Origin of the sequence: Burkholderia pyrrocinia, assembly GCF_018417535.1 — a bacterium.
In the GTDB taxonomy this organism is placed as follows: Bacteria; Pseudomonadota; Gammaproteobacteria; order Burkholderiales; family Burkholderiaceae; genus Burkholderia; species Burkholderia pyrrocinia_E.
Genome location: NZ_CP070977.1, coordinates 2,372,787 through 2,386,726, shown reverse-complemented (window position 1 = coordinate 2,386,726; position 13,940 = coordinate 2,372,787). Strand labels below are relative to the sequence as shown.

Here is a 13,940-nt window from a genome sequence, read left to right as displayed (position 1 = left end):
GCTTACGCGTCGCCTTCCGGCGCGGCCGGGCGTGCCTTCACGCTGCCGGCGATCAGGTCGAAGCGGAACAGCCGGCATTCGAGCGCGCCGTTGAACAGCGGCGTCTTCGCCGATTCGCGCAGTCGCAACTGGCCCGGCAGCGAACGATCGGACGTCAGCAGGAACGCCTGCCAGCCCGTGAAGCGCTGCTTCAGCGCATCGCCGAGCGCGTTGAAGAACTCGCTGTCCGGCGCGTCGGTGTGCGTGCGGCGGAACGCGTCGTCGTTGCCGCGGTTGCGGCCCGTCTCGCGCACATCGCCGCGCGCGCTGCGGCCGCGCACTTCGATCCGCTCGCCGTACGGCGGGTTTGCCAGGATGATGCCCGGCCCGTCGCACGGCGGCGTCATCCCGCGTGCGTCGACCTGCTTGAGCCACACCGACGGCACGCCCGCGCGCTCGAGGTTCGCGCGCGCCTTCTCGAGCATGTCGCCGGAGATGTCGCTGCCGTACACGCCGAGTGCGTCGCCGCGCTTGCCGCGCGCCGCGCGCTTCGCGTCCAGTGCCGGGACCTTCAGCCCCTGCCACGCGGTGATGTCGTACTGCTTGAGCTTTTCGAAGCCGAACCGGCGTTCGACGCCGGGCGCCACGCCGAGCGCGATCTGCGCGGCTTCCGCGAGGAACGTGCCGCTGCCGCACATCGGGTCGTACAGTGCCGTGCCGGGCGTCCAGCCCGTCAGGCGCAGGATGCCGGCCGCGAGGTTCTCGCGCAGCGGCGCCGCGCCCTTGTCGAGACGCCAGCCACGCTTGAACAGCGGCTCGCCCGACGTGTCGAGGTACAGCGTGCACTCGTTGGCCGTCAGGAACGCGAACACACGCACGTCCGGCGCACCCGTGTCGATGCTCGGGCGCGCGCCGGTCTTGTCGCGCATCCGGTCGCAGATCGCGTCCTTCACGCGCAACGTCGCGAATTCGAGACTCTTCAGCGGCGACTTGATCGCGGTGATGTCGACGCGCAGCGTCTGCGTCGCCGCGAACCAGCGCTCCCACGGCTGCTCGAGCGCGAGCGCATAGACATCCTGCTCGTTGCGGTACGCGCGGTGCGCGATCTTCAGCAGGATCCGGCTCGCGATCCGCGAATGGAGGTTCGCGGCCATGCCGGCGGCCCAGCCGCCGCTGAAATGGACGCCGCCCGGCACCTGCGCGCCCGCGGTGAACGGCGCACCGTTCAGGTGGCGGCCGGCGATTTCGGCCAGCTCGGCGGCAAGCGCCGCTTCGAGGCCGCGCGGGCAGGGGGCGAAGAATTCGTACAGGGTGGGCGAGGACATAAGGCGGGAGTGGACGTGCAAAAGTCCACTATTGTACGCGGCGCGGGCGACCGGGGCCGGCGTTTCGGCGGGCAGACGCAGGCGCGGCGGCCGCTTTCGCTCGCCGGGCGGCCGGCGCGGCGGCACCCGGCCGGGCACCGCCGCGCCGCCGCGGGCTCAGTGCGCGCCCGGCTGGCCGGTGCGCGCGGCCTGGCCGCCGGCCGGCCAGAACAGCGCGGACGGCTTGGACAGCACCGTGCGGACGATCGCGGCGACGAGCGCGCGCACCTTGGTCGGGCGCAGGCTGCGCGAGCGCACGGCCATCGTGAACGCGAGCGCGAAGCTCACGAGCACGTTGAGGATCGCCATGCTGAGCACGCCGGCGCCGGCCCACCACAACTCGGGCGTCCCGAGCGCATCCTTGCCCAGCACGCCGAGCGCGATCCCGATCGAGCCGGCCGACAGCGTCACGTGCCGCACCTCGAACGGGAACATGAACACGGTGACGATCGCCGGAACGAGGCCGAGCATCAGGCCGAGGCCGACGTTCGCGACCACGCCCGCGACGTTCGACCGGCAGAAGTGCGCGAGCTTCGCGGCGCCGGCCGCGCCGAGCGTCAGGCGCAGCCGGCGGTTGTACGTGAGCGCGTCGCCGACCCGATGCAGCACGAACCAGTTGTCGGCCCAGCCAGCGAGCAGGCTCGACGTCCACAGCAGCACGCCCGTCAGCGCCGCGTAGAGCGGCGTCGGGCCCAGCAGCGAGAATGAGTGCAGCGTCGCGTGCGCCTTCTCCGGCGAGATCAGGTTTGCGTGCAGCACGTTGCCCGCGAACAGTTGCACGAGCAGGCACACGGGCAGCACGACGAGCACGTTGCCGGAAATCGCGGCCGCCTGCGTGCGAATCAGCGCGATCACCGACGACACGAACGCCTTCACGCCTTCCTCGTGGCCGGTGTCGTCGAGTTCGCGCGCGAGCGTCGGCGCGGTCATCGCGGGCTGCTTGGTCGCGAGCGTGAAGTGCAGGAAGTGCATCAGCATGAAGCTGGCCGCGTAGTTGACGCCCGCGAGCAGCCCTTCGAGCATCGACTGCAGGTGCGCGCCCGTAATCGCGAACTTCACGCACACGGTCACGACCGTGACGAGGCCGCCGCCCGCGGCCATCCGCAACATCTTCAGGTACTCGGCGCGGCCGCGCGAGATGTAGTGCTCGCCGGTGTCCGCGTTGGTCTCGACGAGCTTGCGCGCGAACAGCGAGAAGTTGCTGCGCACGAGGTGCGTGACGCTCTGGCTGTTCTGGTTCGCGTCGACCAGCTCGGCCGTCAGGCGTGCCATCCCGTGCAGGTCGTCGCGTGCCATCCACGCGTTCAGCAGCATTTCGGCGCGCAGGATACGCATGCGCATCCGTTCGACCTGGAACACGATGTCGACCGACACGCCGTTTTGGTACAGGTGCGAGAACACGTTGTCGACTGCGATCCGGCATTCGTCGAGCAGCACGCGCAAGTAGTTCACCTCGTGCAGCAGCTTGCTCGGGTCGCCGCCGTCCTCGACGGCCGCGTGTGCGGTCTCGACCGCGAGCATCGCGCGCGTGAGGCGGTAGAACGGCTGCGTTTCGAGCGGCTTGCGTGCGTCGTCGTCGGACAGCCGGCTGCGCACCGTCTGCGACAGGCCGGTCGAGCTGATCTGGCAGGTCAGGTTGTGCAGCGCGGCCAGCAGGTCGCGCGAGAACGAGCCCGGCTCGTGGCGCTCTTCGTCGGTGACGTCGAACGAGAACAGCTCGGCGAGGCGCGCGAGCAGGTCGTCGGGCAGCGCGTCGATCCATTGCGCGTCCTCGGGTGCCGGGAACATCAGCGTGAACAGCGCCGACAGCTCGCGGCGGTTTGGCGCGGGCGGGATCAGCGACGAGTCGATCCGCTCGAACAGCGCGCCGAAGAAGCCCGAATGCACGGGCATGCCGGCGTCGCACAGCAGCGAGATGCCGTCGCATTCGCGCAGGATGCCGCGCAGGATCCGCGCCGCGTGCGCCTTCCATGCGGGATTGCGATCGAGCACGTGGAACAGGTAGCGCAGCCGTGCATGGGCCGGATATGCGCGCACGTCGGCGTCGCGCTCGGCCGGCGCGTCTTGCGCGGCCTGCATCGTGCCGTTGCGGCGCAGCCAGTGCGCGAGCTCGATCAGCCATTCGCTGCGCTCGGCGTACGACGCATCGGCGTCGGCGTGCGCGAGCAGCGCATCGAGCTGGTGACCGGCATTGCGCGACGCGCGCCACTTCTTGATCAGGGTCGTCAGGGAACGAAACATAAACGGAATAGCGAAAGCCCTGGACGGGCGGGTTCGGGGTGCCGGCCGGGAACGCGGCACGGCGCCGGGGAGAACGGGTGAGACGGGGCAGGTTGCCGGACGTTGCGCGGCGACCCGCGGTACGGCTGCCCCGCTGCGGTGCACGCCGATCGCGTGCGGGCGCCGGGGGCACGGCGGTCGGGCCGAACGCGACCCGGCACCGCTGGCTGATGCGCACGACGAACGGCGCGAGCCTGAAAGTGCGTAGGATCGTCAATCAGGCGGGAAAACGCAAGCCGACCGCGTTGGATGGCGCCGGTTCCGGCCGATTTTGACAAACAATGCAAATGGCCGTTCGGCCGATGAAGGCGGTGCGACGCCGGCTGCGACAGGGGCCGCCGGCGATCGCCGGCGGGCGTGTCGCGCCGGACGAAGCCGCGCCGACGAACGCTGCGTCGAACGTTCGCCAGTGCGTTGCCCGCTTATGCGCCGGACTTGCCCGTCGCGCCGCCGTCGCCGCCGGACGTCGGGTTGGCCGGGCACGGCACGACCGGCGCGGCGGCCGTCTTGCTGCCGGCCGCGGGTGCCGTGCCGCGGCGTGCGGCCATCGCGCGCACGCCGGCCGCGGCCTGCGTGGCGACTACGTCGAGCGCGCGCCGGTGGCCGGCGACGAGCGCGTCGTAGCCGTCGGCCACCGGTTCCGCGACGCTCGTGCGGCACGTCATCACGGCCTGCGTGCCGAGCGAGCGCACGCTCCACACGGCGTCGACCGCGGCACGCTTGCCGGGCCACGACTCGAAGCGCTGCACGTTCACGCTGACGCGATACACGGGCACGCCGGGCGGGTACGCGGAATTCGCGACGTCGATCGTGCCGAGCTGCGCGGCGAGATCGTCGGACAGCGCGCGGCGGATCTCGTCCGCGGGCGGCGATGCCCAGCGTTCCTGTTCGAGCACGTCGACCTGCGCGGCGTTCTTCTGCACGACCAGCTGGTTCTTCGCGACCTGATCGGGCACGCCGACGGACGGCACCTCGATCAGGAACGCCGGGTTGGCCGGCGCGGTGCGCACCGGGGCCGCGGCGTCGGCCGGGCTGAGTGTGTAGAACCGCGCGGGCGGCGAGCTGCACGCGGCGAGCGCGAGTGCGGCGACGGCCGCAGCCGCGCCGCTCGCGAAACCGTTCACGCGTGTCGTCATTGTTGATCTCCTGGCTTGCCCTTGAGCAGCGATTCGGGGTGACGCTCCAGATAGTCGGCGAGCGCGTTCAGCGACTGCAGCGTGCGCGTGAGTTCCTTCAGCGCGCCGCGCACGTCGGACTGCAGCGGCGAATCCTGCTGCAGCGTCGCTTCGGCGGTCGAGAAGGTCTGCTTCGCGGCCGACAGCGTGTCGCGCGCTTCCGGCGCGACCTGCGTGTCGAGCTGCTTGAACAGCTTGTCGGCGTTCGACAGCGCGCTGTTCAGGTTCGCGCCGATCTGGTCGAACGGCACCTTGTCGAGCTTCTTCGCGATATCGGCGACCTGCAACTGCAGTTCGTCGAGCGTGTTCGGCACGGTCGGCAGCTCGAGCGGCTGACGCGCCGTGTCGATCTTCACGACCGGCGCCTTCGGGAAGAAGTCGAGCGCGACGTACAACTGGCTCGTCAGCAGGTTGCCGGTGCGCAACTGGCCGCGCAGCCCGTGCTGGACGAGCCGCTCGACGATTTCGCGGCGGGCCGGTTCGCCCTTGCTCTCGATCGTCTCGCGGAAGCGGCGGCCGAGGCGCTCCGGATACACGTTCATCGTCACCGGCATCGTGAAGTTCTTCGTCTTCGGATCGTAGTCGATGCCGATGTTCGTCACTTCGCCGAGCACGATGCCGCGGAAGTCGACCGTCGCGCCGACAGCGAGCCCGCGCAGCGACTGGTTGAAGTTCATCACGACCTGCAGCGGCTGGCCGTCCGGGTCGCGCATCGCGTCGCCCTCGTCGGGGGCGAGGCGGAACGTCGTGTTGTTCGGCGCCGTCGCGCCGCTGCCCTGGTTCGGCGGCGTCTGGAACGCGATACCGCCGAGGATCACCGTCGCGAGCGACTGCGTGTTCAGCTTCAGGCCGCTCGAATCGAGCCGCAGGTCGACGCCGCTGGCCTGCCACCAGCGCGAATTCACGCCGACGTACTGGTTGTACGGCGCATTGACGAACACGTTGAACGTGACGCCCGTGCCGTCCTTGTCGAGCGAGAAGCCGACCACCTGGCCGACCTGCACGCGGCGGTAGTAGACGGGCGAGCCGATGTCGACCGAGCCGAGCGAATCGCCGCGCAGCACGTACTGCGTGCCTTTCTGGTCGCCCGTGACGGCGGGCGGTGTCTCGAGGCCCGTGAAGTCGGTCAGCGTATCCTGCCCGTGGCCGGCGTCGACGCCGATATATGCGCCGGACAGCAGCGTGCCGAGCCCCGACACGCCGGTCGCACCGACGCGCGGTCGCACGATCCAGAAGCGCGAGCCCTTGACCGCGAAGTCCTCGGCTTCCTTCTTGAGCTGCACCTGGACGAGCACGCGCGACAGATCTTTCGACAGCTTGATCGTCTTGACCATGCCGATCTCGACGTCCTTGTACTTGACCTGGGTCTTGCCGGGCTCGAGCCCTTCGGCGCTGTGGAAGCTGATCGTGATTTCCGGGCCGCGCTCGCGCACGGACTTGATCACGAGGCCGATGCCGATCAGCGCGGCGATCAGCGGCACGAGCCAGACGAGCGACGGCAGCCAGCCGCTTTTGGTCGAGATCATCGGATCGGGCGGCCGGGGCTGGTCGTGCTGCGGGCCTTGCGGACTATTCATGGTGATTCCCTGAGTTTTCGACTGGATCCCAGATCAGGCGGGGATCGAACTGCATCGACGCGAGCATCGTCAGGATCACGACCGAGCCGAACGCGAGCGCGCCGGGGCCGGCCGTGATGACGGCGAGCGAGCGGAAATGGACGAGCGCGACGGTCAGCGTCACGACGAAGATGTCGAGCATCGACCAGCGGCCGATGCGCTCGACGATCCGGAACAGGCGCGTGCGCTGCAGCGGCCGCCACGGCGAGCGGCGCTGCGCGCTGATCACGAGGATCAGCAGCACGCCGAGCTTGAGCATCGGCACGAGGATGCTCGCGACGAACACGACGACGGCGAGCGGCCAGTCGCCCGACACCCAGAAATAGATGACGCCGCTCATGATCGTGTCTTCCTGCGAGCCGACGATCGACGCGGTGCGCATGATCGGCAGCAGGTTCGCCGGAATGTAGAGGATCGCGGCGGCGAGCAGCAGCGCCCACGTGCGCATGACGCTGTTCGGGATGCGGAAATGCAGCGCGCTGCCGCAGCGCGCGCAGTGCGCGTGCGGCCGGTCGAGCGTCTGCACGAGCCCGCACGTGTGACAACTGGCGTAGCCCTCGCGGGCGGCGGTCGGTGTCGTCATCGGCGGGCGGCTTCCGGCGGCGGCGCGGCGTCGTCGGGCTGCGCGCCCGTGCGAGCGGCGCGCAGATCGTCGGCGATGTCCCACAGCGTGCGCGGATCGAACATCAGCACGACGGCGATCATCAGCGTGAGCGCGGCGAACGCAAACAGCGCGGCATCGGGAACGACACGTGCGAGGCTCACCATCTTCACGATCGTCACGAGGATCCCGAGCATGAACACCTCGATCATGCCCCATGGCCGCACGAGCTCGATCGCGCGCAGCACCAGGTTGAAGCCGGGCGGCACGACGCCGCGCCGAATCGGCAGCAGCAGGTACAGCAGCGCGGCCATCTCGACGAGCGGGAACAGCACGGTCGAGCAGAACACCATCACGCCGACGATCGCCATGTCCTGGCGCCACAGCGAGTCGATCGCGCCGATCAGCGTCGTCTGCACGCGGTTGCCGTTCACGTCCATTTCGAGGATCGGGAACGCCTGCGCGATCGTGAACGTGATCAGTGCCGCGAGCGCGAGCGCGCAGATCCGCTCGATTTGCGCGGCGCTGTTGCGATAGAGCAGTGCGTCGCAGCGCGGACAGCGCGCGATTTCGCGGCTGCCGAGGCGCGGTTTGTGCAACAGTGCGTCGCACTCGTGACAGGCAATCAGGTCGTTTCGTTGCATGGAAAAAGCGGTTGTGCGACGGCTGGGGGAGCGCGTCGACGGGGCCGGAACCCGCGCCAATCTTACCAAAAGGCCTTTTTCGGCGTGTCAACGATCGCGTGTCGAGTGACCGATCGGTAACATGGCGGGAAGCGGGCAGCAGGCTGACATGCCTGTCCTCAGAGTCCGCGCAGGTCAAAAGGTTGCGGTAGCATGGCGCCCTTGACATGCGTCGGACTCGTGGCCGGCGTAGCTGTTCGCTGAACTGAGGAATCCAAGATGGCATCGAATTCGCTGCCGGCCAGGCCGGTACGCTATACGCAGACCGCGATCGCGCTGCACTGGCTGATCGCGCTGCTGATCGTCAGCGGCTTCGCGCTCGGCTGGGTGATGACGGACATCCCCGGCTTCACGCCGACGAAGCTGAAGTACTTCTCGTGGCACAAGTGGATCGGCGTGACGGCGTTCGCGCTGGCCGTGGTGCGCGTGCTGTGGCGCGCGACGCACGTGCCGCCGCCGCTGCCGGGCGATACGCCGGCGTGGCAGCGTGCGGCGTCGCACGGCGTGCATATCCTGCTGTACGTGCTGATGCTGGTGATTCCGGTGACGGGCTACCTGTACAGCTCGGCGTCGAACATCCCGGTCGTCTATCTCGGCATCGTGCCGCTGCCGCGGCTGATCGACCCCGATCCTGTGCTCAAGGAAACCTTCAAGACACTCCACGTGTCTTTGAATTACATTCTGCTTGCGCTCGTGTCGCTGCACGTGCTCGCGGCGTTCAAGCACCAGTTGTTGGACCGCGACGGCCTGCTGTCGCGGATGCTTCCCTTTGCCAAATGAAGGATCCCATGAAAGTGTCTTTTTCCCGCTCCATGCTGACCGCGTTCGCCGCGGTGGCACTTGTCGCGTCGGGCGCGGCGCTCGCCGATGTCGATCTCGCTAAGAGCAAGGTGTCCGCCGTGTCGAAGCAGATGAACGTGCCGACCGAGGGGGCGTTCAGGAAGTTTTCCGCGCAGGTGAAGTTCGATCCGGCGAAGGCCGCGCAGGGCAGCGCGCAAATGACGATCGACGTCGCGAGCTATGACCTCGGCGACAAGATGTACAACGACCAGGTCGCGGGCAAGGACTGGTTCGACGCGAAGACCTATCCGCAGGCGACGTTCGTGTCGTCGGCGATCGCGCCGGTCGGCGGCAACAAGTACAACGTGACCGGCAAACTGACGATCAAGGGCAAGTCCGAGACCGTCACGGTGCCCGTCACGGTCGCGCAGAGCGGCGCGACGCAGACGTTCGACGGCGTGCTGCCGATCAAGCGTTCGGCGTTCAACGTCGGCACCGGCGAGTGGAAGGACACGTCGATCGTCGCGGACGAAGTGCAGATCAAGTTCCATCTCGTCGCCACGAAGTAAGCGGCGGGCTATCGCGTCACCCGAATGCCGCGCGAGGGCGCGGCGCCGTTCCAAGGAGAAAGAGTTGAAAAAGCATCTGATGATCGCCGCAGGCGCGCTGGCCGCGTCGCTGTCGTTCTCGGCATTCGCCGACAGCGCGACGTACCAGTTCGACCCGAGCCACACGTACCCGAGCTTCGAGGCCGACCACTTCGGCGGCCTGTCGGTCTGGCGCGGCAAGTTCGACAAGTCGAGCGGCACCGTGACGCTCGACCGCGCGGCGAAGACGGGCACCGTCGACGTGACGACCGACGTCGCGTCGATCCAGACGGGCAGCGCGAAGCTCGACGAGCACCTGCAGACGAACGAATTCTTCGATGTCGCGAAGTTCCCGCAGGCGAACTACAAGGGCACGATCAAGTTCGACGGCGACAAGCCGGTGTCGGTGGTCGGCAACCTGACGCTGCATGGCGTCACGAAGCCGCTGACGCTGAAGATCGATTCGTTCAAGTGCATGCCGCACCCGATGCTCAAGCGTGAAGTGTGCGGCGTCGACGCGGTCGGCGAATTCAGCCGCGACGATTTCGGCCTCGACTACGGCAAGCAGTACGGCTTCAAGATGAAGACGAAGCTGCTGATCTCGGCCGAAGCCGTCAAGCAGCAGTAACGCCGCCGGCCGGGCCTGCCGCTGCGGCCGGCCCGTCGCGTGCGAACCGCCGCGTTCCCGTTGCCGGGGGCGCGGCGGTTTTTTTTGCGCGCCTATAATCGCCCGGGCGCCGCTCGAGGCGCCGGGCGGGCCGACGGCGCGAGCGTGGTCGCGGCCGCCTCGAACAGAACGTGCAACGACAAGGAGATCGCCGATGCATGCCGCCACGCAGTCCCGTTCCATTGCCTCGTCGCCGCGCGTGTGGCGCGCGGTGGTCGCCGCGTCGATCGGCAATGCGCTCGAGTGGTTCGATCTCGTCGTCTATGGCTTCTTCGCGGTGACGATCTCGAAGCTGTTCTTTCCGGCCGGCAACGATACCGTGTCGCTGCTGCTCACGCTCGGCACCTTCGGCGTGTCGTTCTTCATGCGGCCGCTCGGCGCGATCGTGCTCGGCGCCTATGCCGACCGCGCGGGCCGCAAGGCCGCGCTCACGCTGTCGATCCTGCTGATGATGGTCGGCACGCTGATCATCGCGGTGCTGCCGACCTACGAGACGATCGGCGTCGCCGCGCCGGTAATCCTCGTCGCCGCGCGGCTGATGCAGGGCTTTTCGGCCGGCGGCGAGTTCGGCAGCGCGACCGCGTTCCTCGCCGAACACGTGCCGGGCCGGCGCGGCTTCTTCGCGAGCTGGCAGGTCGCGAGCCAGGGGCTCACGACGCTGCTCGCCGCCGGCTTCGGCACCGTGCTGAACGCGCAGCTCTCGGCCGCGCAGATGGCTGCGTGGGGCTGGCGCGTGCCGTTCTTCTTCGGGCTGCTGCTCGGGCCCGTCGCCTACTACATCCGCACCAAGGTCGACGAGACACCCGAATTCCTCGCGGCCGAAGGCACCGCGAACCCGCTGCGCGACACGTTCGCGTCGCACAAGGCGCGCCTGGTTGCCGCAATGGGCGTGGTCGTGCTCGGCACCGTCGCGACCTATCTCGTGCTGTTCATGCCGACCTACGGCGTGAAGCAGCTCGGCCTCGCACCGTCCGCCGCGTTCGCGGCGATCCTCGTCGTCGGCGTGATCCAGATGGCGTTCGCGCCGCTCGTCGGCCACTGGTCGGACCGTTACGGTCGCGTGCGCGTGATGATCGCGCCGGCCATCGGCATCCTCGTGCTGATCTATCCGGCATTCGCGTATCTCGTCGCGCATCCGGGCTTCGGCACGCTGATCGCGCTGCAGGTGCTGCTCGCGTTCCTGATGACCGGCTACTTCGCGGCGTTGCCGGGCCTGCTGTCCGAGGTGTTTCCGGTGCAGACGCGCACGACCGGGATGTCGCTCGCGTATAACGTCGCGGTGACGATCTTCGGCGGCTTCGGGCCGTTCATCATCGCGTGGCTGATCCGCGCGACCGGTCTGAAGACCGCGCCGAGCTTCTACCTGATGTTCGCGGCCGTGCTGAGCCTCGCGGCGCTGGTCGTGCTGCGCCGGCGGTTCGGCTTCCGCTAGAAGGGCGGGCGGCGGCGCGTCAGTTGCCGCCGTGTTCGCATACGGGCTGCGCCGGCATCAATTGCGCCGGCGCGTCGACGGTCCGCACGGGGCGCCCCGCGAGCGCGGCGAGCGCCTGCTGTAACTGCCAGTCGCCGGCGGTGCCGAACGCGCGTTGCGGCAGCGCCGCGCTTTTCGACGTATCGACCTTCGCACGCACGCGCGCTTCGCGCAGCTTCTGCCGTTCCTTGCGCACCTGTGCGAACGGGTCGGGCGCCAGCCGGTCCGCATACGGCGCGCGCGCTAGATCGACTTCCCGGTACCACAGCAGCACGCCGTCGACGTCCGAGTCGCGGCGCGGCGGCACGAGCCAGTCCGGCACGACGCCGTAGCCGTCCATCGGGCAGCCGTTCGGCCGCAGGTTGCGCGCGAACGTGAAGTTCAGGCGCGTGCCGTCGATCAGGTCGACGCCAGTCTGCGCGAGCCCCTTCCCGTAGGTCGGCATGCCGAGCAGTTTTGCGCGGCCGAGATCCTTCAACGCCGCCGCGGTCGCTTCGGCGGCCGACGCGCTCTGTCCGTCGACGAGCACGACGAGCGGCACGGTGCGCCACCAGTCGTCGGCCTGCAGCGGCGCGAGCGGATCCTGCCCGTGCATGACCGGCAGTTCGTAGTCGGGCCAGTTGGTCGCGAAGCGGCGGCGGTGGGTGTCGCCGCGCTCGACCGTCACCATCGCGGTGCGGTCGCGTCCGGCGAACAGCGCGGCGATGCCGATCGCCGCATTGAGCGCGCCGCCGCCGTTGATGCGCAGGTCGAGAATCATCCCTTGCACCGGCGGGCCCGTGCGGCGTGCGGCCTGCACCGCGTCGATATAGTCGCCGACCGCCGGTTCCGGAAAGCTCGACAGCCGCGTGTACAGGATGTCGCCGTCGAGCCGCTTCGCGATCGCCGGGTGCGGCTTGACGATCGCGCGCACGGGCGCGAAGCTCAGCACCGCATGCTGCGGGCCGCGCTGCACCGTGAGCTTCAGCGGGACGCCCGCGTCGCCCTTCGCGAGTTTCACGAGCTCGCTGCCGTCGATGCCGACGACGCTCCTGTCGTTCATCGCGACGACGAGATCGTCGGGGCGCACGCCGGCCTTCTCGGCCGGTGCGTCGGGAATCACGTCGATGATGTGCAGCCCGTCGGGCCGCGTCTCGAAGACGATCCCGATGCCCGGCGTGCCGTCGCGGGCGCGCCGCTCGTCGTCGAGCTGCTCCTGGCGTTCCTTCGCGGTGAAGAAGCGTGCGTACGGCAGTGTCTTGATCCCTTCGTGGGTCGCGGCGTCGAGCAGCGCGCCGATGTCGACGTCGGTCAGGTGCTGTTTCTTCAGCACTTCGACGGCGGCCTTCAGTTCGCAGATCTGCGGCTCCCAGTCGGGCGGGCAGGGCGACGGCGATGCGGCGGCAGGCTGGGAGGCCGGGGGAGCGGCAGGTGGGGCGACGGGTTGTGCGGCAGGCGGTGCGGCGGGCGGCGCGGTTGCTGGTGCGGATGCCGACTGTGCGCCGGCAGGTTGCGTGCACGGCAGCAACGCAGCCGCGACGATTGCGCAGACGGTGAGGCGACGAACGATACACATCGGAGACTTCATCGGGACCGCGCGTTCGGACGGGTGGCGAGGGGGCTTGCCCGCCGGCGCGCGGCCGGCATGCAACAGGGCAGGGCGGTGACGATTGTAGCCGACGCCCGTGACCGTGCCTGTCGGGCGGGCCGCGCGCCGCACGGCCCGTGCATGAAAAAAGGCCGGTCCGACAGGACCGGCCTTCGTGCGTTTGCCGAAACGGCGCGGCGCTTAAACCTGCGCGCCCGCGTTCGGATCGTCCGGATCGTGCGCGGTCTTCTTGTCCTTGATCAGGTCTTCGCGCTTGATGCCGAGCCACATCGCGAGCGAGCCCGCGACGAACACCGACGAGTAGATGCCGAACATGATGCCGACCGTCAGCGCGAGCGCGAAGTAGTGCAGCGTCGGGCCGCCGAAGAAGAACATCGACAGCACCATCATTTCCGTCGACGTGTGCGTGATGATCGTCCGCGACATCGTGGTCGTGATCGCGTGGTTGATCACTTCCTGCACGCTCATCTTGCGTTCGCGACGGAACGTCTCGCGGATCCGGTCGAAGATGACGACCGACTCGTTGACCGAGTAGCCGAGCACCGCGAGGATCGCCGCGAGCACCGCCAGCGAGAACTCCCACTGGAAGAACGCGAAGAAGCCGAGAATGATCACGACGTCGTGCAGGTTGGCGATGATGCCGGCGACCGCGTACTTCCATTCGAAGCGGAACGACAGGTAGATCACGATGCCGATCACGACGCACGCGAGCGCGAGCAGGCCGTCGGTCGCGAGCTCCCTGCCGACCTGCGGGCCGACGAACTCGACACGCTGCAGCGTGACGTCCGGGTTCTGCGCCTTCAGCGCGCCCATCACCTGGTCGCTCTGCTGCGCGGACGTGAGGCCTTCCTTCAACTGCAGGCGGATCAGCACGTTGCGCGACGTGCCGAAGTTCTGCACCTGCGCGTCGGCGTAGCCGAGCTTGCCGAGCGTCGCGCGCACGGGTTCGAGTTCGGCGGCCTGCTGGTACTGCACCTCGATCACCGTACCGCCGGTGAATTCGACGGACAGGTGCAGCCCGCGGTGGAACAGGAAGAACACGGCGGCGAGGAACGTGACCAGCGAGATCACGTTGAACACCAGCGCGTGCCGCATGAACGGAATGTCTTTACGGATGCGGAAAAATTCCATGGTCTCGTCTCCGGGGCC

At 68.6% G+C, this 13,940-nt stretch carries 12 protein-coding genes; 4 read left to right on the top strand and 8 right to left on the bottom strand.

The features are described from left to right. Window positions 1-2: 2 nt before the first annotated feature. The 6 genes from JYG32_RS11070 to JYG32_RS11045 form a co-directional block, all read right to left on the bottom strand. Window positions 3-1,304, bottom strand: a complete 1,302-nt coding sequence (locus JYG32_RS11070) for a THUMP domain-containing class I SAM-dependent RNA methyltransferase (protein WP_213263576.1) — start codon at window positions 1,302-1,304, stop codon at window positions 3-5. 156 nt (window positions 1,305-1,460) lie between these two features. Next, a complete protein-coding gene (locus JYG32_RS11065) occupies window positions 1,461-3,584 on the bottom strand; it encodes a site-specific recombinase (RefSeq protein ID WP_213263575.1) in 2,124 nt (707 codons plus the stop codon). Window positions 3,585-4,045: 461 nt separating this feature from the next. Then, a complete protein-coding gene (locus JYG32_RS11060; RefSeq protein ID WP_213263574.1) occupies window positions 4,046-4,759 on the bottom strand; it encodes a PqiC family protein in 714 nt (237 codons plus the stop codon). Beyond that, window positions 4,756-6,375, bottom strand: a complete 1,620-nt coding sequence (locus JYG32_RS11055) for an intermembrane transport protein PqiB (protein ID WP_174382420.1) — start codon at window positions 6,373-6,375, stop codon at window positions 4,756-4,758. The genes JYG32_RS11060 and JYG32_RS11055 overlap by 4 nt, the downstream gene beginning before the upstream one ends. Further along, window positions 6,368-6,997: a paraquat-inducible protein A gene (locus JYG32_RS11050; protein ID WP_213263573.1), complete on the bottom strand. Its 630-nt coding sequence runs from the start codon at window positions 6,995-6,997 to the stop codon at window positions 6,368-6,370. The genes JYG32_RS11055 and JYG32_RS11050 overlap by 8 nt, the downstream gene beginning before the upstream one ends. Further along, window positions 6,994-7,659, bottom strand: a complete 666-nt coding sequence (locus JYG32_RS11045) for a paraquat-inducible protein A (RefSeq protein WP_213263572.1) — start codon at window positions 7,657-7,659, stop codon at window positions 6,994-6,996. Before JYG32_RS11045 ends, JYG32_RS11050 begins: the two co-directional genes overlap by 4 nt. 258 nt (window positions 7,660-7,917) lie before the next feature. Between JYG32_RS11045 and JYG32_RS11040 the strand changes: the two genes are divergently transcribed. The 4 genes from JYG32_RS11040 to JYG32_RS11025 all read left to right on the top strand — a co-directional run bounded on the left by JYG32_RS11040 (window position 7,918) and on the right by JYG32_RS11025 (window position 11,164). Continuing rightward, window positions 7,918-8,478, top strand: a complete 561-nt coding sequence (locus JYG32_RS11040; RefSeq protein WP_174382417.1) for a cytochrome b — start codon at window positions 7,918-7,920, stop codon at window positions 8,476-8,478. 8 nt (window positions 8,479-8,486) lie between these two features. Continuing rightward, entirely contained in the window at window positions 8,487-9,047 is a 561-nt protein-coding gene (locus JYG32_RS11035; protein WP_213263571.1) for a YceI family protein, read from the top strand. A gap of 64 nt (window positions 9,048-9,111) precedes the next feature. Continuing rightward, window positions 9,112-9,693, top strand: a complete 582-nt coding sequence (locus JYG32_RS11030; protein ID WP_174382415.1) for a YceI family protein — start codon at window positions 9,112-9,114, stop codon at window positions 9,691-9,693. A 193-nt stretch (window positions 9,694-9,886) separates the two neighbouring features. Continuing rightward, window positions 9,887-11,164 carry an MFS transporter gene (locus JYG32_RS11025; RefSeq protein WP_174382414.1) on the top strand — a complete coding sequence of 426 codons (1,278 nt, stop codon included), beginning with the start codon at window positions 9,887-9,889 and terminating at the stop codon, window positions 11,162-11,164. A gap of 19 nt (window positions 11,165-11,183) precedes the next feature. Here the strand turns inward: JYG32_RS11025 and JYG32_RS11020 are convergent, their stop codons facing one another. Continuing rightward, window positions 11,184-12,758 carry a S41 family peptidase gene (locus JYG32_RS11020; RefSeq protein WP_213263570.1) on the bottom strand — a complete coding sequence of 525 codons (1,575 nt, stop codon included), beginning with the start codon at window positions 12,756-12,758 and terminating at the stop codon, window positions 11,184-11,186. A 213-nt stretch (window positions 12,759-12,971) separates the two neighbouring features. Continuing rightward, the gene (gene secF / locus JYG32_RS11015; protein WP_059236052.1) at window positions 12,972-13,922 is read right to left on the bottom strand and encodes a protein translocase subunit SecF; all 951 of its coding nucleotides are present in this window, start codon (window positions 13,920-13,922) and stop codon (window positions 12,972-12,974) included. Between the last annotated feature and the right edge of the window lie 18 nt (window positions 13,923-13,940).

Bases quoted from the DNA above. Each gene is read 5' to 3' on its own strand.
- JYG32_RS11065 (WP_213263575.1), bottom strand. From the start codon at position 3,584: ATGTTTCGTTCCCTGACGACCCTGATCAAGAAGTGGCGCGCGTCGCGC.
- JYG32_RS11025 (WP_174382414.1), top strand. From the start codon at position 9,887: ATGCATGCCGCCACGCAGTCCCGTTCCATTGCCTCGTCGCCGCGCGTG.
- JYG32_RS11070 (WP_213263576.1), bottom strand. From the start codon at position 1,304: ATGTCCTCGCCCACCCTGTACGAATTCTTCGCCCCCTGCCCGCGCGGC.
- JYG32_RS11050 (WP_213263573.1), bottom strand. From the start codon at position 6,997: ATGACGACACCGACCGCCGCCCGCGAGGGCTACGCCAGTTGTCACACG.
- secF (WP_059236052.1), bottom strand. From the start codon at position 13,922: ATGGAATTTTTCCGCATCCGTAAAGACATTCCGTTCATGCGGCACGCG.
- JYG32_RS11045 (WP_213263572.1), bottom strand. From the start codon at position 7,659: ATGCAACGAAACGACCTGATTGCCTGTCACGAGTGCGACGCACTGTTG.
- JYG32_RS11040 (WP_174382417.1), top strand. From the start codon at position 7,918: ATGGCATCGAATTCGCTGCCGGCCAGGCCGGTACGCTATACGCAGACC.
- JYG32_RS11060 (WP_213263574.1), bottom strand. From the start codon at position 4,759: ATGACGACACGCGTGAACGGTTTCGCGAGCGGCGCGGCTGCGGCCGTC.
- JYG32_RS11020 (WP_213263570.1), bottom strand. From the start codon at position 12,758: ATGTGTATCGTTCGTCGCCTCACCGTCTGCGCAATCGTCGCGGCTGCG.
- JYG32_RS11055 (WP_174382420.1), bottom strand. From the start codon at position 6,375: ATGAATAGTCCGCAAGGCCCGCAGCACGACCAGCCCCGGCCGCCCGAT.
- JYG32_RS11035 (WP_213263571.1), top strand. From the start codon at position 8,487: ATGAAAGTGTCTTTTTCCCGCTCCATGCTGACCGCGTTCGCCGCGGTG.